Below are 20,006 nucleotides of genomic sequence, written 5' to 3'. Positions count from 1 at the left end.
TGAGCTGATGGTATTACCCAAGCGGTTCAAAATGGTGAATCACCAGCTCGGCCGGGCAGGCCACCCGAATGGGTGCAGTGGAAAGGCCCAGGCCCCTCGAGATAAAGGCCGGAATAGGGTCGTCTACCCAGCCGCCCGCAAACTTCTGCCCGTAAAGCGAGGAAGTAAAGACAGGGCCGTACCATGGCAGCACAACCTGCCCCCCGTGGGTGTGGCCGCACAGGGCCAGGTCAACCGACCGGGGCACCTGGTAGAGGTAGTCGGGGTTGTGGCAGATGAGCAGGCAGGCTGAGGGGCTGTTGTAATGGGCCAAGGCTTGCTCTGCGCTGGGCTCGCCGTGCCACAGGTCCTCGACGCCGGCCAGAAATAAGTCGTCCCGCAACTGCACGCCAGCATTGTGCAAAAAGCTGATTCCCAGCTCTTGCAGGCGCTTTTCTAGTTCCACCGGGGGCAGCATGGGCACCCGCGGAGGGTTCGCCTTAGACCTTCTGGGTAACCCGTTTTGCGTAGGGTATCTGGCCTGGTAGCCACTAAAGCGGTAGTCGTGGTTGCCCCAGACCGCCCAGGTTCCCAAAGGGGCTTTGAGCCGCTCGAGTTCGGACAAAGTCGGCAGCACCTGGTGCTCGAGGTCCGCGTCGGTAAGGTCGCCCGTAATCACAATCAGATCGGGGCGCGCGGCCAGGGTGGCATCCACCCAGCGCCTTACCGAGCCCTGGCGCATAAAGAAACCAATATGCAGGTCGGAAAGATGGGCCACCCGTAAAGGGGCCGATAAACCCCGCAAGGGCCGCCGGTACTGCTGGACTGCGAAGTTATAGCCGAGGATCACCCCGATATCCTAACTGATAAAACCTCTGCTTGATTTGCTTTTCCTCAAAGCAGCGAGCAGGGGTGTGAACGCCAGGCAGCTTTGCTCGCTAGCGCCGGGGCTGGGCCTTCAGGCTTCTGGTGTGAATTCAAACAGCACCAGCTCGGCAGGGGCGTTTAGTCGCAGCGGCAGTACCGAAGTACCCAGCCCCCGCGAAACATAACCCCAGACCGGAGCACGCCCAGAACCAGGGCCTTTCTCGTACCATCCCGCCAGATAGCGCTGTTTATATTTCGATGGCGTCCAGGGGGCCCCAATGCCCGGCAGGTACACCTGACCCCCGTGGGTATGGCCGCTCAAAACCAGATCTACCGGCAAACCCTGGTAGTAGTCCCAAAAATCGGGGTTATGGGCCAGGGCCAGGCTGGCCTTACCCTTTCGATAGCCCTTTAGCGAGACGCTGGGGTTGGCCTCCTCGGCCCAGTAGTCGTCCACCCCACTCAGGTAAAGGTCGTCTCGAGCCCACAAGCCCTGGTTGGTCAGCACGGTTACGCCGTGTTTAGGCAACTGCTGGCTCAGGTAGCGCTTAACTGCGGGCTGGCCGTTGTCGTGGTTGCCCCAGATGGCGTACACCCCCAGGGATGCCCGCAACATACCGAGCGCAGCCGACAACTGCTCGAAATCGGGGGTGAGCGCCCGGTAAAGTCCCTTGAGCCCGTCCAGGCGCAGCCCGGAATCGATCAGATCGCCGGTGATGACGACCAGGTCGGGGTTCAGGGCATTGGCCGCCTGTACCCAGGCCCGCAACGAGGCTGCACGTACCCAGGGGCCATAATGCAGGTCGCTTAGCTGAACAACCCGCAGGGGCCGTTCCAACCCTGGCAACACCCGCCGGTGGCGAATAACTTCAAATCGGTAGGAAGCGCTGACCGCAAGCCCCCCGGTGCCGGTCAGGCCCAGGCCTGCCCAGCCCAGCAGGGTCAGGAAACGCCGTCGGGTCAGCATTACACCTCAGTGTACGCCCGAAACCAGGCCGCGTTTGTCTTTTTCAGAGCGTAGCGGTAAGCCTGAAGCCCCTTCAGCCGGCTTGCGGTGGGCATCCTGGGCTATCCCTTATTTTTCTTTTTTTCTTCTCGCTCGAGCCGGCGGCGCTCCGCACGGCTCAAACCGGAGTAGGCCGAGGCGGCTTTTTGCTGGCGGCGCACTGTAAAGGGGTCGCGGCTGGCCTGTGGCAAAGCCGCCTCCCCAGAGCCGCTGTACTCGACCCCCTCGGCCCTGGAAGCCGGGGTGGGCTGCTGGTTCACCTCAACCTGCAAGCGGAAAAGGAACTTGGTAACCTCGCTCTTGATGCCCGCGATCATCTCGTTGAAGAAGCGCGTGCCCTCGAGCTTGTACTCCTGGAAGGGGTCGCGCTGGCCGTAGCCGCGCAAAAAAATACCCTGCTTGAGCACGTCCATGCTGTGCAGGTGCTCCTTCCAGGCATTGTCCACTACCTGCAGGGTTACAAAGCGCTCCACCGCCCGCATCAGGTTTGGACCCTGGCGGTTAAGCTCGGCCTCGCGGGCCTCGTAGGCGGCACGGGCAGCTTCTACCAGGCGCTCCAGCCCCTCCTCGGCCTTGAGTTTGCGTAAGCCTTCAAAGTCGAAGTCTTTGAGGGCCGGGATGTAGTCGACCAGGCTCGAGCGCAGGCCCTCGATGTCCCAGTCGTCGGGGTGCTGCTGGGGGTTGAGGTAGTTGGCGGCCACCGCATCCACGGTGTCTTCAATCATGGCCAGGGCCCCCTCGCGCACCACCTCGTCGCTGCCCAACAGCACGTTGCGACGCTGGGCATACACCACCTCACGCTGGCGGGCCATTACTTCGTCAAGCCGCAAAAGCTGCTTGCGGATGTCGAAGTTGCGGTCCTCTACGCGCTTCTGGGCGCGCTCGATGGAGCGTGTGACCATCTGGTTTTCAATGGGCTCGGAGTCGTCGAAGCCCATCCGGTCGAGCATGGCAACAACGCGCTCGGAAGCAAACAGGCGCATCAGGTCGTCGTCGAAGGAGACATAGAAGCGGCTGCTGCCGGGGTCGCCCTGGCGGCCCGACCGACCGCGCAACTGGTTATCAATGCGGCGCGACTCGTGCCGCTCGGTACCGATGATGTGCAGGCCGCCCAGCTCCTTGACCCGCACCTCGTCGGCAGCGCAGGTATCGCGCAGCCGGCGAATCTCGTCAATCACCGACTGGCGTATCCCAATTTCGGCAGCCAGCTTAAGGGCCCCCTCCTCGTCGCCCTGCACCAGTTTTTTGATAAACAGTTCAACGCGCCACTCCGCGCGGGGCTCGAGGCCCTCCTTGCGCAGCAGGTCGGCGGCCAGGTACTCGGCGTTGCCCCCCAGCTTGATGTCGGTACCGCGCCCGGCCATGTTGGTGGAGATGGTGATGGTCTTGCTGCGACCGGCCTGGGCCACGATTTCCGATTCTTTTTCGTGGTACTTGGCGTTCAACACCTGGTGGGGGATGCCCTTGCGGATGCGCTCCAGGGTATGCACCGCTTTTTTGAGGTAATCCCAGGCCACACGGATATTGCCCTTAGCGGGAATGGTGGACTCGTGTTGCTCGAGCTCACTGTCGCGCAGGGCACCGGGGCGCTCGAGGGCTTTCTTGAGCCGATCCCACTCGGGGCCAGTCTGCTTCTCAATGGCTTTGGACAGGGCCTTAGCTCTGGCCTCCAGGCGGGGTAGATAGTGGCGGGGGTCTTTAAGCATGGCCGAAAGCCGCTCAGACTTCTCTACCGAGATGGTGCCCACCAAGACCGGCTGCCCCTTCTCGTACTTTTCGGCAATTTCCTCCACCACCGCAAAGAACTTGCCCTTCTCCGAGCGATAGACCACGTCGGAGTAGTCCTGGCGAATGACCGGGCGGTTGGTAGGGATGCTCACCACATCCATGGCGTAGATTTCCTGGAACTCCTTCTCTTCGGTCTTGGCCGTACCGGTCATGCCCGCGGTCTTCTCGAAGAGGCGGAAGAAGTTCTGATAGGTCACAGTCGCCAGGGTCTGGTTCTCGCGCTCGATTTTGACCCCTTCTTTGGCTTCGATGGCCTGGTGCAGCCCTTCACCAAACCGACGGCCCGGCTGCAAGCGGCCCGTAAACTCGTCCACGATGATAACCTGACCGTCCTGCACGATGTATTCCCGGTCGATGAAGTACAGCTCTTTGGCCCGGATAGCCTGGGTCAGCATATGGGCCAGTTCCATGTTCTCGGTGTTGAACAGCCCCTCCACCCCCAAGAGCTTCTCGGCCTTGGCAATGCCTTGCAGGGTCAGGTGCACGGCCTTTTGTTTTTCTTCGATGGTGTAGTCACCGGTGGGTTCGCCCTTGGTGCCCACGGGAGGCTTTTCCCCACGCTCGAGCTTCTTGGCAATCTCGGCCATGCGGTAATACATATCGGTGGCTTTTTCGGCGGGACCGCTGATGATCAGGGGGGTACGGGCCTCGTCGATCAGAATTGAGTCCACCTCGTCAATGATGGCGTAGTGCAGGGGGGTGTCGTGGCGCAGCACCAGTTGCTCCGGGGCCACCGCCATGTTGTCGCGCAGATAGTCGAAGCCGAGTTCGCTGTTGGTCACGTAGGTCACGTCGCACAAGTAGGCCTGACGGCGTTCATCAGGGGTGGAGTGGTTCTGCACCACCCCTACCGTCAGGCCCAGCCCCTTGTAGATGGGCCCCATCCACTCAGCGTCGCGCCGGGCCAGGTAGTCGTTAACCGTGACCAGGTGTACCCCTTTGCCGGTAATGGCATTGAGCGCAACAGCCAGGGTAGCCACCAGGGTTTTGCCCTCCCCGGTTTTCATTTCAGCGATCTTGCCCTCATGCAAAACCGCACCCCCAATGAGCTGCACGTCGTAGTGGCGCAGGCCCAGGAAACGTTTGGAGGCCTCACGGGTTAGCGCAAAAGCTCTGGGGAGCAGTTCGTCCAGGCTGCTGCCGTTTTGATAGGCTTCACGCAGCTTGGCGTACTCTGCAGCCAGGTTGTCAATGCGCGAAACCTCATCCTCGAGGGCATTTACCGGGGCTACCACTTCTTTCCAGTAGCGAGCCACCTTGCGTTCGTTGTTATCTAAAAGCTTATTAATCCAGGCCAGCATAACCAAGTGCGATTGTACCCTGTCTGAATGAGAATAGCTCGCAGTCTCCTGCCTGCGCCCCAGCCGAAAGCATCCAAACATCTGGCGTTTTGTTGTCAGAAAGAAACCAGCCAAAGCAGGCTATTGGGCGAGGGGCAAGGGTAAAAGTGCAGCTTCAAGGAAAATCCCGGCCTGGCGCACGGCAGTAGGCATAAACTAGAGGCATGCGCACCCTGACGTTGGCCCTGCTGCTGGGCAGCTCAGCCCTGGCCCAGCTTTGCGACCAGCCCTTCTCCCCCGCCCGCCCTGGCTGGGAGTGGCAGTACCGGGTAACGGGCGAACGCTCGAGCACGTATTCGATCCGCAAAACCAGCATCACCGATAGCGGCTTTATCCAGGTGCGCCAGGGCCCAAGCGGAAAGGAAGAAACCACCTACCGCTGTACCCCCGAGGGCATCGCTCCAGCAGACTTTGGCACCCAGGGCGGCGGACGTGTAGAAGCCGGAGCACAGCCCATCAGCTACGACCTGGACGTAGTAAAGGTAACTGGCGTGGCCATCCCTGACTATGACCGCTGGGGCATTGGCAGCAGCTGGAAGCTGGTACTGGAGATACGGGGTAATGGGCAGCAGGGCCCTTTGCGCTTCCAGGTTAGTGGCACCCTCGAGACCACCTACCGGGTGGTGGCCCGGGAAACCATCACCACCCCCGCAGGCCGCTTTATGGCCTACAAGCTGCAAACCACCTTTTTAACCCGGATACGGGCCAGCACCGGGCCGCTGAGCATACCGCTTAATTTCGAAAGCCAGGGCACGAGCTGGTACGCCGAGAATGTGGGCCTGGTCAAGAACATCCAGAAAACCCGCGACGGCGAAACCGTTACCGAGCTGGTGGCTTTGCGCAAGTGAGGGCAGTGCCCCACCCAGCACGTAAATACACGGCAGCATTGAGAGCTGCCGAAGGCTTCAGGCAGGGTTGCTCAGGGGCAGGTAGGCCGCAGCCGGAAGGCTTAACTCACTTGGCGGGTTGTGCGAGCGGGTACGCCAGGCCGCCAGGGCAATCATGGCGCCGTTATCGGTGGCAAGTCCCTTAGGGGGGAAAAGTAGCCGAAGGCCTGCTGCCTGCAAGCGGGCCTTGAGCGTGGCATTCTGCGCCACCCCTCCGGTTACCAGCAAGGTGGTGAGACCCGTATGCTGGGCCGCCCTGGTCACGACCTGCACAATGTGCTCAACCACAACCTGCTGGAACTTGGCGGCAATATCGGCCGGGGCATAGCCTTTCTCTAAAGCCCTGGCCACAGCCGTTTTCAGTCCCGAGAAGCTAAAGGCCAAACCCTCCTGACCCTGGAGCGGTACTGAGAGTGGAACCTTGCTGGCATCACCTTGCTGGGCAAGTTTTTCGATTTCAGGCCCTCCCGGATAGCCCAGCCCCAGTAGGCGGGCCGACTTGTCGAAAGCCTCGCCTGCGGCGTCATCCAGGGTGGCCCCCAGCAGCCGGTAGGTCCCCCAGGCAGGCACCTCGAACAAATGGGTATGGCCGCCGGAGGCAATCAAAGCCAGAAAAGGCGGCTCGACCCCTTGGTGCTCGGCCAGCGCCGCGTAGATGTGGCCCTCGAGGTGGTGCACCGCCACAAAAGGCTTTCCCAGGGCAAAGGCCAGCCCCTTGCCGTAGGTGTAGCCCACCAGCAAGGCCCCGATTAAGCCTGGCCCCCGGGTCGCGGCAATCAGGTCGAGGTCGGATACCCCGATGCCCGCCTGGGCCAGGGCCTGCTGTACCAGACCATCAATCACCTGGGTGTGTTCCCTCGAGGCCAGTTCGGGCACCACCCCCCCGTAGCGCTGGTGTAGCAGGGTTTGCGAGGCCACCAGGTTGACCACCACACTCCCATCGCACACCAGGCCCACACCGGTATCGTCGCAGGAGGTATCGATACCCAGAATCCACACAAACCCAATTGTGGCCCCCGTAGCTCCAAAGGTCAAATCAACACCCGACCCCGGGCACTCTGGGTTTAGCCACGCATACACAATTTCCAGCAGCCTTGCATTTCTGCAAAGCCCGTACCAGCTATACTCAGCCTTGTGCGAGCTACCCTCAAAGCCCTGGAAACTTCTCTCAAGACCGTTCTTTTCGGGCAGGAGCAGGTCATCCGCGAACTGCTGGCGACTGCCGTTGCGGGCGGACACGCGCTTCTGGAAGGGCTACCGGGGCTGGGAAAAACCCTCCTGGCCAGGGCCTTTGCCGAAGCCAGTGGCCTTTCCTACCGCCGCATTCAGTTCACCCCGGACCTGCTGCCCGCCGATGTGACCGGAACCGAGATCCTGGAGGACGGGCGGTTTGTTTTTCGTCGGGGGCCTATATTCGCCCAGGTGGTATTGGCAGATGAAATCAACCGGGCCACCCCCAAGACCCAGTCGGCCCTGCTGGAAGCCATGCAGGAGCGGGGCGTGACGGTGAGCGGAACCCGTTATTCCCTGCCCGAGCCTTTTTTGGTGCTGGCCACGCAGAATCCGCTGGAGCTCGAGGGCACCTACCCCCTGCCCGAGGCCCAGCTCGACCGCTTTATGGCCAAGGTTACCGTCCAGGCCCCGCCCAGAACCACCTGGATCAGGATTCTTTCGGAAGAACCTGCGGCTCCCCAGCCGGTGGAAGGGCTGGACCTGCTGGTAGCCCGCGCCGAAGCGCAGCAGGTGGTGGTCAGCCAGCCCGCCCTCGAGGCCATTGCCAACACCGCGCAGCTCGCCAACGAAGAGAAGCACCTGCGCATGGGGCTCTCACCCCGTGGGGCCAAGGCCTGGCTGGCTCTGGCAAAAGCCCTGGCCTACCTCGAGGGCCGCGCCCACCTCGACTGGGAAGACCTGCGCAGCGCCGTCAGGCCCGCCCTTTCCCACCGCCTGCTCCTGACCGAAGAGGCCCAGTTCGAGGGCGTTCAGGTAGCCCAGATTATCCAGGATCTGCTGCGCCGCACCATGCCCAAGTAATGCCATATTGAGCTTTTTCGCGGAGTACCCGGCTATCGGCGTAAAACCCTTGCGTAATCGAGACCCAGGTTAGAGGTGCCCTGTAAGGGCGCCCTGGCGCTCGTTTTACCGTTAGGGCCCGTGACCAAATTTCTCATCTGCAAGGCCACCGCAAGCCTGTACACTGAAGATAAAGAGAAGAAACCAAATGGTCTTTTGAGGTTCGGTAGAAGTCTGGCTGTGGCTTAGCAATGCTCAACTACGCAATGCCACACAACGAGGAGGGAGTTCTGAAAGTTCGTGACACGCTATATGGGCTCTTGGTAACTATGTACGGCTACTTCGTTGGGGGTCGCTCTCTGAGCGAGGCCACGCCTATTATTCCGGGCATCCTGGGTTTTATTATCTTGCTTCTCCTACTACCGCCATACTTGCGCCTGAAAGCTGCTGGTTATATGGCCGCAGGAGTAGCACTGGGAATAGGGGTAGGCTGGTTAGTCCCCGCATGGGACTGGGTTGTTCCCACTGCCATCGCAGTTCTCGCGCTGGTTTTAACCAGAGGGCGCTGAAATTACGCTATCGGGATAAAGTGCATGGGCATGGGCTATCGCAGCGACCTCGAGCAAGTGGTTCTGGCGCTGGAAGCGAAGGAGGGAAGAAGATGAAAGGGTTGGTCGTTTTTTGCATACTCACGAGTGAATATGTCTGTGAAGTCGTCTGTGGATGTGGTTAGGGGGGTCGGTAAATATGAAACTCCGAAGGTCTCTCCCAAACCTGATAATGGTCCTTTTCATGCTTCTGGTGTCCGACGTGTTTAGCTCCTATCTGGATTACGCAAAAAGAGAGTTTCTTCTTGCAGCAACCGGCGCTTTGCTTGTTGGCATGGGCCTGGCCTTTAGGCTCACTCCTAACATAAAGTCCTGGGGTGGATACCGCTATCTCAATAGCATGTACATCACTTTTGCGATGCTGGGGGCCTTGTGGCTGATTCGAACAATTTTGTTATTTCAGCAGGCTGGGCTCAGCCTCTGGCCTTTGGTTGGAGTTATAGTGCTGGGCGTTTCTATTGGCTTCGCAGTGAGCTGGTTTGGACTCAAACTAGAGTTGCGTGAATCAACGTAACTCATACGCGGTTACGCAGCGTCACCAGCCAAAGGCTATTAGACCAACCTATTCGGTCAGCCCGGCAAGTGCTCCAGGTGCCTCTTGGGCATTTTGCAGACCATGGTGTAGGCCGGATCGAAGACGTTGCCTAGATCGTAGCGCACACACTGGCCCATCAGTTGCGAGGCCCCCTGAATATCCAGCCCGTACTGGGTGGTGAGCCAGCGCAGCATCTCACTGGTAGCGTGCTGCACACACTGGTCGAGGGGTCGGGCGTTGCCCACGGTAAAGATGTACTCCGCATCCTCTCCCCTGGGCCAGCGGATATGCTGGCCTTTGATGAGGTCTACCGAAAACTGCACGTCCATGGAAATTTTAATGCCGGTTCCGGCAATTTCGCCGTCTCCCTGTAAGGCGTGTCCATCGCCAAGGAAAAACAGGGCCCCTTCCACCTGCACAGGAAAATAAGCCGTGACTCCCTCTTTGAACCCCCGGTAGTCCATGTTGCCACCGTGCGGCCCAGAGGTAGCGGTGGAGATGGCCTGGCCCTGGCCAGGCGCCACCCCAAAGCAGCCCAGCATGGGCTCCAGCGGGAGCTCGAGGCCCTCCAAGCCCCTCACCGTCGAACGCAGCCGTGCGGTATTGCTCGCAAGGTCCACCTCCCAGTCCAGCCAGCGCCCGGAACCCCGGGCCTGGGCCAGCACAGGCACATCCTCGGGGTCGACTACATTGGCGGCCAGGACTGCCCCCGACCAGGCTTGGTTACGGTTTGGCCTGAGCTGTTCCAGCCGTACCACCAGGGTATCGCCCGGCATAGCCCCTTCGACGTAAAAAGGCCCGGTCACGGGGTTACCCCTGGGGGTTACCTGCTGCAGGTTCCGATCCTGACCCGCCGCATCCACACAGCTGGTTCGTACCGTATCGCCTGGCGCAATGTGAAGCACTGGGGGGTGAGCAGCAAGGGTGTGGTGATAGTGGGTGGGTTCAAAGGTGTGCGTGGGCATAGCACCCCCAGCATACGCCCCAATCCACATTCTTCTGGGATTTGTGGGTAACATAACCTCATGTCGAACCGCTACATCGGTCAACCCATGAAGCGCCTGGAGGACGGCAAGCTGGTGCGGGGCCAGGGGCAGTACCTGGCCGACGTGAAGTCCGAGCATCTGCTGCACCTGGCCCTGGTGCGAAGCCCCTATGCCCACGCCCGGCTGGTCTCGGTAGATGCCTCCGAAGCCACAAAACTACCGGGCGTGGTGGGGGTGTATACCTCGAGCGACCTTCCCGAGCTCTTTGCCCCGGCCTCGCTGCCGCGCGATGCCCAGGGCGTTTTGCATCCGCTGCTGGCCCGTGAGCGGGTGCGGTACGTGGGAGAGCCGGTGGTGGCCGTGCTGGCGACTTCCGAGGCCCTGGCCCAGGATGCAGCCCAGCAGGTGTTTGTGGACTACGAACCCCTTCCGGCCTATCCTGAGCTGCTGCAAGCCCAGGAAGCCCCGGCCATCCACCCCCACCTGCAGAGCAACATCGCCCTCACGCGCAAGACCGTAGCGGGTGAGGTGGCCCCGGCTTTTGCCCAGGCCCACAAGGTGGTACGCGGGCGGCTAGTACAGCAGCGGGTAGCCCCCAGCGCGATGGAGCCTCGGGGCGTTCTGGCCAGCTGGGACGGCATCCGCGAGGCCCTCACGCTCTGGTCGAGCACCCAGATGCCCCACGACCTGCGCAGTGCGGTAGCCGAAAGGCTGGGGCTGGCCGAGAACCAGGTGCGGGTCATCACCCCGGATGTGGGCGGGGCCTTTGGGGCCAAAATAAACGTCTACCCCGAAGAAATCCTGGTGGCCTACCTGGCCCGACAGCTGGGCCAGAGCGTGCGCTGGGTGGAGGGGCGCGGCGAGAGCTTTAATGCCACCATCCACGGGCGGGCCCAGGTGGCCGAGCTGGAGATGGCTTTCGATGCCGAAGGAAAAATTTTGGGGCTGCGGGGGCGGGTGCTGGCCGACCTGGGGGCCTATGCCCTCGAGACCACCCTGGGCAACGCCCCTGGCACCATCCTGATGCTGCAGGGCCCCTACGAGATTCCTGCGCTGGAGCTCGAGCTCCTGGGCGTCTACACCAACGCCACCCCCACCGGGGCCTACCGGGGGGCCGGGCGGCCCGAGGCCACCTATTACCTGGAGCGCCTGATGGACATGGGCGCGCGCGAGCTGGGCCTAGACCCCGCCGAGATTCGCCGCAAAAACTTCATCGGCGGCCCCTTCCCCTACAAAACCCGCACCGGGGCCAAATACGACTCTGGGGCCTACGCCGAGGTGCTGGACAAACTGCTAGAAGTAAGCAACTACCCAGCGCTTCGGGCCGAGCAGGCCCAGGCCAGAAGCCAGGGCCGCCTGGTGGGCCTGGGGCTTTGCAGCTACGTCGAAATTACCGGCTATGGCTGGGACACCGCCGGGGTGCGGATAAATCCCGATGGCAGCGCGGTGGTCTTCACCGGCACCTCGCCCCACGGCCAGGGCACCCAGAACGCCTTCGTGCAGATTGTGGCCGAGCGGCTGGGCCTTTTGCCCGAGCGCATCCGCGTGGTGCAGGGCGATACCCTGGCTATTCCCTATGGCATGGGCACGGCGGGCAGCCGCACCCTCTCGGTGGGGGGCTCGGCGGTGCTGAAGGCCGCCGACCTGGTACGCGACAAAATGGTTCGCATCGCGGCCCACCTCCTCGAGGCTGCCCCCGAAGACATCGAGCTGCTCGAGCAGGGCTGGGGGGTGCGCGGCACCGAAAAAGCGGTTGGACTCGAGCAGATTCTTGCTGCTGCCTTCAACCCCCGCAAGCTGCCAGCGGGTCTGGAGCCAGGCCTCGAGGGCCACGCCAGTTTCTCCCTCAAGGAGGCCAACTACCCCTTTGGGGCCCACCTGGCCGTGGTCGAGGTAGACCCCGAGACCGGCCAGGTACGCCTTCTGCGCTACATCGCGGTCGACGACTGCGGGGTGGTGGTGAACCCGCTGCTCTTCGAGGGCCAACAGCACGGCGGCATCGCCCAGGGTATCGGGCAGGCTTTGCTCGAGGGCATCGTCTACGACCAGGAAGGACAGAACCGCACCGCCAACTACCTGGAATACGCCCTGCCCAAAGCCGACCAGATTCCCCCTATAGAGCCACACCACCACCAGACCCCCTCCCCCACCAACCCCCTGGGCGTGAAGGGTGTGGGCGAGGCCGGGGCCATTGCGGCCACTCCGGCGGTGGTCAATGCGGTGATGGACGCCCTGGGCATCGCCCACCTGGATATGCCCCTCACCCCGGAGAAGGTCTGGCGAGCCCTTCAGCGATAACCCAGCTAGAGCGCTCTTCACAAGTATTGAGCTGCTTACAACTTGATTGAGCTGCTTACAACTTGATTGCTTTGTTCTGCACAGCACAGTTTCCTCCCGGATGGGAAGCCACGCCTGTGAAGAGTGCGATAGCTCATGCTTTGACCGCTTACCGGTTTTACCCGGTGTGGCAGCCGACTTCGACAGGCTCAGCCGGCCTCCTGGGTAGCTTCCGGTAACTGCTTGAGGCTAACGGGTCAAATCTTTTGTAATCCGGCTTACACCCTTTTATCTTAGAGCTAAATATTTTAGTTCTAAAACAAAAGCGGAGCAACCATGAATAAAAGCCAGAGGGCTAACCAGCTAACAGCGGTATGGAGGCGGCGGTGAGGATAGTTTGCATCGGCGGTGGGCCAGCCGGGCTCTACTTTGCCTTGCTGATGAAAAAGCAAAACCCCGCCCACCAGATCACGGTGCTCGAGCGCAACCGCCCGGACGATACCTTCGGCTGGGGGGTGGTCTTCTCCGACCAGACCCTGGGCAACCTGGAAAAAGCCGACTACCCCAGCTACCTCCAGATTAGCCGGGCCTTCCACCACTGGGACGCCCTCGAGGTGCACTTCAAGGGCCGGGTTATCCGGTCTGGGGGGCACGGCTTTATCGGGATTGGCCGTAAAAAGCTCCTCAACTTTCTGCAAAACCGCTGTTTGGAGCTGGGGGTTCACCTGGTCTTCCAGACCGAGGTCACCGACGATGAAGCCATTGCCAGGGAGTACAAGGCCGATCTGGTCATCGCCGCCGATGGCATCAACAGCCGCATCCGCAAAAAGTATGAACCCACCTATCAGCCCGACATTGAACTGCGTAAGTGCCGCTTCGTCTGGCTGGGCACCCACCAGCCCTTTCCGGCCTTCACTTTTGCCTTTGAACAAACCGAATGGGGCTGGTTCCAGGCCCACGCCTATCAGTTTGACCCGCACACCTCGACTTTTATCGTGGAAACACCCGAAGAGGTCTGGCTCGAGGCGGGCCTGGACAAGATGAGCCAGGAGGAGGGCATCGCTTTTTGCGAACGGCTTTTCGCCAGGCACCTGGGCGGGCACCGGCTGATGTCCAACGCGGCCCACCTGCGGGGCTCGGCCATCTGGATCAAGTTCCCCCGGGTGGTCTGCCAGAAATGGGTGCATTGGAACGGCAAGGTGCCGGTGGTGTTGATGGGCGACGCTGCCCACACCGCCCACTTCTCGATTGGCAGCGGCACCAAGCTGGCCCTGGAGGACGCCATCGAGCTGGCCCGCACCTTCGAGCGGCTGGGCGATACCCCGGCCCAGCTCAGGGAGGTGCTGGAAACCTACCAGGAGGTGCGGCAGATAGAGGTGCTCAAGCTGCAAAACGCCGCCCGCAACTCCACCGAGTGGTTCGAGAACGTGGAGCGCTACAGCCACTTTGAAGCCGAGCAGTTTGCCTATAGCCTGCTCACCCGCTCCCAGCGCATCTCCCACGAGAACCTGCGCTTGCGCGACCGCAAGTACCTCGAGGGCTACGAGACCTGGCTGGCGCAGAAATCCGGCCTGCCCGCCCGCCCCATTCCGCCCATGTTCACCCCCTTCAGGCTGCGGGGCCTCACCCTCAAAAACCGGGTGGTGGTCTCGCCCATGGCCATGTACTCGGCCAAAGATGGGCTGGTGAACGACTTCCACCTGGTGCACCTGGGGGCGCGGGCTTTGGGTGGGGCCGCTTTGGTCTTCAGCGAGATGACCGCACCCTCGCCCGACGGTCGCATCTCCCCCGGCTGTGCGGGGCTGTACAGCGAAGCGCATATGCTAGCTTACAAACGCATCGTGGACTTCGTGCACCAGCACAGCGATGCCAAGATCGGGCTGCAGCTGGGGCACGCCGGGCCCAAAGGCTCAACCCAGCTGGGCTGGGAGGCCCAGGACGAGCCCCTGCCGGAAGGCAACTGGCCGCTGCTGGCCCCCTCGCCCATCCCCTACGGCCCCCACAACCAGACCCCCCACGCGATGACCCCAGAAGACATGGAGCGGGTCAAGGCCGACTTTGTGCGGGCTGCCGAGTGGGGGGTGGAGGCGGGCTTCGACTGGCTCGAGCTGCACTGTGCCCACGGCTACCTGCTCTCGGCCTTCATATGCCCGCTCACCAACCACCGCACCGACGCGTATGGCGGGAGCCTGGAGAACCGCTGCCGCTACCCCCTCGAGGTCTTCCGGGCTTTGCGTGCGGTCTGGCCGGAGCACCTGCCGATCTCGGTGCGGATTTCCGCCCACGACTGGGCCCCCGGCGGCAACACCCCCGACGACGCGGTAGAGATCGCCCGTCTGTTCAAAGAGGCCGGGTGCGACCTGATCGACGTCTCCTCGGGGCAGACCACCCGCCAGGCCAGGCCGGTGTACGGGCGCATGTACCAAACGCCTTTCGCCGACCGCATCCGCAACGAGGTGGGCATCGCCACCATGGCGGTGGGGGCCATCTACGAGGCCGACCATGTGAACTCCATCATCGCCGCGGGGCGGGCCGACCTGTGCGCCATCGCCCGGCCCCACCTGGCCGACCCCCACTGGACCCTGCACCAGGCCGCGCGGCTGGGTTACACCGAAATAGGCTGGCCCAAGCAGTACCTATCGGGCAAGAGCCAGCTCGAGCGCAACCTGGCCCGGGCCTCGCTCGAGCGGGCCGAGGAGCTGGCCATCCGATGAACACAGAGTCGCTCGCGGGAAAACACGCCGTGGTGACCGGCGCCGGGCGCGGCATTGGGGCCGCCACCGCGGCGGCTTTGGCCCAGGCCGGGGCCAGGCTAACGCTGATGGGGCGCAACCGGGCGCAGCTGGAGGCCCAAGCCGGCAAGCTGGAAGCTCAAGTCCATGTGGAAGTCTGCGACGTCTCCGACCCCGCGCAGGTGCAGCGGGCCTTTGCGGGCGCAAGGGCCGCTTTGGGGGAGGTGGCGATCCTGGTCAACAACGCCGGACAGGCCGAGAGCCAGCCCTTCGCCCGCACCGACCTGGGGCTATGGGAAAGGATGCTGGCGGTGAACCTGACCGGAACGTTTTTGTGCACCCAGGCCGCGCTGCCGGGAATGCTGGGGGCGGGCTGGGGCCGCATCGTCAACATCGCCAGCACCGCCGGACTCAAGGGCTACCCCTACGTGAGCGCCTACTGTGCCGCCAAGCACGGGGTGATCGGCCTGACCCGTTCGCTGGCGCTGGAGCTGGCCAGGAAGAACATCACCGTCAACGCGGTCTGCCCCGGCTACACCCAGACCGACCTGCTCGAGGCCAGCCTGGCCCAGATTGCGCAGAAGACCCGGAAGAGCGCCGCCCAGGCACGGGCTGAGCTGGCTCGAGCCAACCCCCAGGGGCGGCTGGTGGAGCCGCAGGAAGTCGCTCAGGCCGTGCTGTGGCTGTGCCTGCCGGAATCGGCAGCCATTAACGGACAGGCCATCGCCGTTGCAGGAGGAGAGGTATAGATGCTCACGGTGGAAAAAGACCTCGAGACCCGCCTGGCCAAAGACCACCACCAGGCCATCAAGCTCTGGCTACGGATGCTCACCTGCACCAACCGCATCACCGGCAAAATCCGCAGCCGCCTGCGGGAAAACTTCAACACCACCCTGCCCCGCTTCGACCTCTTAGCCCAGCTCGAGCGCCACCCCGAGGGCCTGCGGATGGGCGAACTCTCGCGGCGCATGATGGTGACCACCGGCAACATCACGGGGATTACCGACCAGCTCGAGGCCGAAGGTCTGGTGCGGCGCGAGGTGGATCCCAGCGACCGGCGCTCCTTTGTGGTCAAGCTCACCCCCGAGGGGCGGCGCCTGTTTGGGGAGATGGCAGCAGTGCACGAGGGCTGGGTAATTGAGCTATTCGAGGGGCTCTCGAGCGAGGAAAAAGAGACCCTCTACGTCCTTTTGGGTAAGCTCAAGCAACACCTGAACGGAAAGGAGACCCGATGAAAGAGAAGCGGCGGGTGGATGGGGCCTGTACCCTGGCCGACTATCCGGCCCAGCACTTCCGCTGGCAGGTCGAGGGCCGGGTGGCTACCCTCACCCTGAACCGGCCCGAGCGCAAAAACCCCCTGACCTTCGAGTCCTATGCCGAGCTGCGCGACCTCTTCCGGGCCCTGCCCTACGCCGAGGACGTGCGGGTGGTGGTGCTCAGCGGGGCCGGGGGCAACTTCTGCTCGGGCGGCGATGTCCACGAGATCATCGGCCCCCTGACCCGGATGGATACCCCCAGCCTGCTGGCCTTCACCCGCATGACCGGCGACCTGGTGCGGGCCATGCGGGCCTGCCCTCAGCCCATCATCAGCGCGGTGGATGGGGTTTGTGCGGGGGCCGGGGCCATTCTGGCTATGGCCTCGGACATCCGCTTTGGCACTGCCCGTAGCAAAACCCTTTTCCTGTTCAGTCGGGTGGGGCTGGCGGGCTCGGACATGGGGGCCTGCGCCATGCTGCCGCGCATCATCGGGCAGGGCCGGGCCGCCGAGCTTCTGTACACGGGCCGGGCCATGAGCGGAGAGGAGGGCCTGGCCTGGGGTTTCTTCAACCGGCTGTGTGCGCCGGAGCAGCTGCTAGGGGAAGCCCAGCAGTTTGCCCTCGAGCTGGCCCAGGGCCCCACCTTCGCCCACGCCATGACCAAGCGGATGCTGCACCAGGAGTGGAGCATGGGCTTAGACGAGGCCATCGAGGCCGAGGCCCAGGCCCAGGCCCTGTGCATGACCACCCAGGACTTCCGCCGGGCTTACGAGGCCTTTGTGACCAAAGAGAAGCCGGTTTTCGAGGGGGATTGAATGCAGCACGCACACCTCGAGTGGCCCTTCTTCGAAGCCCAGCACCGCAAGCTGGCCCTGGAGCTGCAAGCCTGGGCAGCGCAGAACCTCGCCCCACACCACCCGCAGGATGTGGACGAACCCCTTCGGGACGGAGCAAGCGCCGTGCACCAGGTGGACGAACCCCTTCGGGACGGAGCAAGCGCCGTGCACCAGGTGGACGAAACCTGCCGCAAACTGGTGCGGGCGCTGGGCGAGGCAGGCTGGACACGCTACGCAGTGGGGGGGCAGGCCTACGGGGGCCTGTACGAGACCATAGACACCCGCGCTGTCTGCCTCATCCGCGAGACCCTGGCCTACCACCAGGGCCTGGCCGACTTCGCCTTTGCCATGCAGGGGCTGGGCTCGGGCGCCATCACCTTGCATGGCACCCCGGAACAAAAAGCTTATTACCTGCCCAGGGTAGCAAAAGGCGAGTACATCGCCGCATTTGCCCTTTCCGAACCCGAGGCGGGCTCCGATGTGGGGGCCATGACCACCGAGGCCCGCCCCGAAGGCCAGACCTACGTGCTGAACGGACGGAAGACCTGGATCTCCAACGGCGGCATCGCCGACTTCTATGTGGTGTTTGCCCGCGCGCCGGGTAGCCAGGGCTCCAAGGGCATCAGCGCCTTTGTGCTCGAGGCCGACACGCCGGGTCTCAAGGTCGCCCAGCGCCTCGAGGTCATGGCGCCGCACCCGCTGGCCACGCTCTCTTTTGAAGACTGCCGCATTGCCAAAAGCCAGCTTCTGGGCACAGAAGGCCAGGGCTTCAAAATCGCCATGCAGACCCTGGACATCTTTCGCACCTCGGTCGCGGCAGCGGCTTTGGGCTTTGCCCGGCGGGCCCTGCACGAGGCCTTGGAGCGTGCGACCCAGCGGCGCATGTTCGGCCAAACCCTGGCCGACTTCCAGCTCACCCAGGCCCGCCTGGCCCAGATGGCTACCCAGGTAGACGCCGCAGCCCTGCTCACCTACCGTGCGGCCTGGCTGCGCGACCAAGGCCGACAGGTTACGCAAGAGGCCGCCATGGCCAAGCTCTGTGCCACCGAGAATGCCCAGCAGGTAATAGACGCAGCCTTGCAGATGTGGGGTGGGCTGGGTGTGACCCGGGGGCAGGTGGTGGAGTCGCTCTACCGCGAGATCCGCGCCCTGCGCATCTACGAAGGGGCCAGTGAGGTGCAGCAGCTCATCATCGCCCGCGAGTTGCTCAAAACCTACCGCGCGGAGGGGGTTACAGCATGAAAGGAAGGTTTGCCATGGGATACACCGCCCACAGCGACAGTTTTGTCCGCGAAAACCTGCCGCCCAAAGAGGCCTGGCCCGAGCTCATCTTCAAGCTACCCGAGCTACAGTTTCCCGAGCGGCTTAACTGTGCCAGCGAGCTGCTGGACCAGATGGCCCTAAAGCACCCCGACCGGCCCTGCCTGGTGTCGCCTGGTCTACGCCTGAGCTACGGCGCGCTGCTGGAACAGGCCAACCGCATGGCCCACGTGCTGGTAGAAGATATGGGCCTCGAGCCCGGCAACCGCGTGCTGCTGCGGGCCCCCAACCACCCCCTGCTGGTGGCCGCCTGGTACGCGGTATTGAAAGCCGGGGGCATCGTCGTGACCACCATGCCCTTGCTGCGGGCCAAGGAACTGAGCGAGGTCATACAAAAAGCCCGGGTTTCCCACGCGCTGTGCGACATCCGATTCAAAGACGATCTGGAGCAGGCCCGGGCTGGCTGCCCCAGCCTGAAGCAGGTGCTCTACTGGGGCGAGGGGGGGCAGCTCGAGGCCCTGGCAGCAGGCAAACCCAGCACTTTTACCAACCTAGACACCGCCAGTGACGACGCAGCCCTTATTGCCTTTACTTCCGGCACCACTGGCAAACCCAAGGGCTGCGTGCACTTTCATCGTGACCTGCTGGCTGTCTGTGACACCTTCGGCAAGTACATCTTGCGGGCCAGCCCGGAGGATGTCTTTATCGGCAGTCCGCCCCTGGCTTTTACCTATGGGCTGGGTGGCCTGGTGCTCTTCCCCATGCGGATCGGGGCCCGCAGCGTGCTGCTGGAGCGGGCCAGCCCTGAGCTCTTGCTGGCAGCCATCCCCGAGTTCAGGGCCAGCGTGGTCTTCACCTCCCCCACCGCCTACCGGGCCATGGCGCCCCTGGCCCAGCAGTACGACCTCTCCTCGCTGAAGAAGTGCGTCTCGGCGGGCGAGCCCCTGCCGGCTTCTACCCGCCGCCTCTGGAAGGAAGCCACCGGCGTTGAGCTTATTGACGGCATCGGGGCCACCGAGATGCTGCACATCTTCATCTCCCACACCGAGGAAGAGGCCAAGCCAGGGGCCACCGGCAAGCCCGTGCCGGGCTACCAGGCCTGTGTACTGGATGAAGAGGGCAACCCCCTTCCGCCCGGCCAGATTGGCCGCCTGGCGGTAAAGGGCCCCACCGGCTGCCGCTACCTGGCCGACGAACGACAGCGCAACTATGTCCAGAACGGCTGGAACATCACCGGGGACACCTACTTGATGGACGAGCAGGGCTACTTTGTCTACCAGGCCCGCAGCGACGATATGATCGTCTCGGCAGGCTACAACATCGCCGGACCCGAGGTGGAAGACGCCCTGCTGCTCCACCCCGCGGTGGCGGAGTGCGCGGTAGTGGGTGCCCCAGACCCCGAGCGGGGACAGGTGGTGAAGGCCTATGTGGTGCTGCGACCGGGCCTGAGCCCCTCCGCCGAGCTGGTTAAGGAGCTGCAAGATTTCGTGAAGCAGCAAATCGCCCCCTACAAGTATCCACGGCTTATCGAGTTCCGCGAAAGTCTGCCGCGCACCCAGACCGGCAAGTTGCAGCGCTTCGTGCTACGCCAGGAAGCAGCAAACCTACCCGAAGCACGCAGGTTATCCTGAGTCCC

Annotated in this window: 15 protein-coding genes; 10 read left to right on the top strand and 5 right to left on the bottom strand. The window is 63.0% G+C overall.

What is annotated here, in order from left to right; translation table 11 throughout:
- Positions 1-13: 13 nt before the first annotated feature.
- The 3 genes from ABWU19_RS04635 to secA all read right to left on the bottom strand — a co-directional run bounded on the left by ABWU19_RS04635 (position 14) and on the right by secA (position 4,941).
- Positions 14-829 carry a metallophosphoesterase gene (locus ABWU19_RS04635; protein ID WP_435900596.1) on the bottom strand — a complete coding sequence of 272 codons (816 nt, stop codon included), beginning with the start codon at positions 827-829 and terminating at the stop codon, positions 14-16.
- 108 nt (positions 830-937) lie between these two features.
- Positions 938-1,813 (bottom strand): metallophosphoesterase, encoded by an 876-nt coding sequence (locus tag ABWU19_RS04630; protein ID WP_435900595.1) that lies wholly within the window; start codon positions 1,811-1,813, stop codon positions 938-940.
- A gap of 101 nt (positions 1,814-1,914) precedes the next feature.
- The gene (gene secA / locus ABWU19_RS04625) at positions 1,915-4,941 is read right to left on the bottom strand and encodes a preprotein translocase subunit SecA (protein ID WP_435900594.1); all 3,027 of its coding nucleotides are present in this window, start codon (positions 4,939-4,941) and stop codon (positions 1,915-1,917) included.
- A gap of 203 nt (positions 4,942-5,144) precedes the next feature.
- Here secA and ABWU19_RS04620 point away from each other — a divergent pair, with 203 nt between their 5' ends.
- A complete protein-coding gene (locus tag ABWU19_RS04620; protein ID WP_435900593.1) occupies positions 5,145-5,828 on the top strand; it encodes a TapB family protein in 684 nt (227 codons plus the stop codon).
- A 57-nt stretch (positions 5,829-5,885) separates the two neighbouring features.
- Here ABWU19_RS04620 and tsaD read toward each other — a convergent pair whose 3' ends face one another.
- The gene (tsaD, locus tag ABWU19_RS04615) at positions 5,886-6,866 is read right to left on the bottom strand and encodes a tRNA (adenosine(37)-N6)-threonylcarbamoyltransferase complex transferase subunit TsaD (RefSeq protein WP_435900592.1); all 981 of its coding nucleotides are present in this window, start codon (positions 6,864-6,866) and stop codon (positions 5,886-5,888) included.
- 135 nt (positions 6,867-7,001) lie between these two features.
- On the opposite strand from tsaD, the gene ABWU19_RS04610 reads away from it, so the two are divergent.
- Complete coding sequence (locus tag ABWU19_RS04610) at positions 7,002-7,901, top strand: AAA family ATPase (protein ID WP_435900591.1); 900 nt, start codon at positions 7,002-7,004, stop codon at positions 7,899-7,901.
- A gap of 780 nt (positions 7,902-8,681) precedes the next feature.
- The gene (locus tag ABWU19_RS04605) at positions 8,682-9,002 is read left to right on the top strand and encodes a hypothetical protein (protein WP_435900590.1); all 321 of its coding nucleotides are present in this window, start codon (positions 8,682-8,684) and stop codon (positions 9,000-9,002) included.
- Positions 9,003-9,058: 56 nt separating this feature from the next.
- On the opposite strand, the gene ABWU19_RS04600 is transcribed toward ABWU19_RS04605, so the two are convergent.
- The gene (locus ABWU19_RS04600) at positions 9,059-9,988 is read right to left on the bottom strand and encodes an acetamidase/formamidase family protein (protein WP_435900589.1); all 930 of its coding nucleotides are present in this window, start codon (positions 9,986-9,988) and stop codon (positions 9,059-9,061) included.
- 60 nt (positions 9,989-10,048) lie between these two features.
- Between ABWU19_RS04600 and ABWU19_RS04595 the strand changes: the two genes are divergently transcribed.
- The 7 genes from ABWU19_RS04595 to ABWU19_RS04565 all read left to right on the top strand — a co-directional run bounded on the left by ABWU19_RS04595 (position 10,049) and on the right by ABWU19_RS04565 (position 20,001).
- A complete protein-coding gene (locus ABWU19_RS04595) occupies positions 10,049-12,307 on the top strand; it encodes a xanthine dehydrogenase family protein molybdopterin-binding subunit (RefSeq protein WP_435900588.1) in 2,259 nt (752 codons plus the stop codon).
- Between the two features lie 365 nt (positions 12,308-12,672).
- Positions 12,673-15,000 (top strand): bifunctional salicylyl-CoA 5-hydroxylase/oxidoreductase, encoded by a 2,328-nt coding sequence (locus ABWU19_RS04590; protein ID WP_435900587.1) that lies wholly within the window; start codon positions 12,673-12,675, stop codon positions 14,998-15,000.
- On the top strand, positions 14,997-15,767 hold the full coding sequence (locus ABWU19_RS04585) for an SDR family NAD(P)-dependent oxidoreductase (protein WP_435900586.1): 771 nt from the start codon (positions 14,997-14,999) through the stop codon (positions 15,765-15,767). Before ABWU19_RS04590 ends, ABWU19_RS04585 begins: the two co-directional genes overlap by 4 nt.
- On the top strand, positions 15,768-16,253 hold the full coding sequence (locus ABWU19_RS04580) for a MarR family winged helix-turn-helix transcriptional regulator (protein WP_435900585.1): 486 nt from the start codon (positions 15,768-15,770) through the stop codon (positions 16,251-16,253). It begins immediately after the preceding gene.
- Positions 16,250-17,089: an enoyl-CoA hydratase family protein gene (locus ABWU19_RS04575; RefSeq protein WP_435900584.1), complete on the top strand. Its 840-nt coding sequence runs from the start codon at positions 16,250-16,252 to the stop codon at positions 17,087-17,089. Before ABWU19_RS04580 ends, ABWU19_RS04575 begins: the two co-directional genes overlap by 4 nt.
- Positions 17,090-18,352 carry an acyl-CoA dehydrogenase family protein gene (locus ABWU19_RS04570; protein ID WP_435900583.1) on the top strand — a complete coding sequence of 421 codons (1,263 nt, stop codon included), beginning with the start codon at positions 17,090-17,092 and terminating at the stop codon, positions 18,350-18,352.
- The gene (locus ABWU19_RS04565) at positions 18,349-20,001 is read left to right on the top strand and encodes an AMP-binding protein (protein WP_435900582.1); all 1,653 of its coding nucleotides are present in this window, start codon (positions 18,349-18,351) and stop codon (positions 19,999-20,001) included. The genes ABWU19_RS04570 and ABWU19_RS04565 overlap by 4 nt, the downstream gene beginning before the upstream one ends.
- Positions 20,002-20,006 lie beyond the last annotated feature (5 nt).

This window comes from Meiothermus cerbereus (assembly GCF_051297115.1).
In the GTDB taxonomy this organism is placed as follows: domain Bacteria; phylum Deinococcota; class Deinococci; order Deinococcales; family Thermaceae; genus Meiothermus; species Meiothermus cerbereus_A.
The sequence above is the reverse complement of the archived record's forward strand: the minus strand, read 5'-3'. Positions and strand labels throughout refer to the sequence as shown.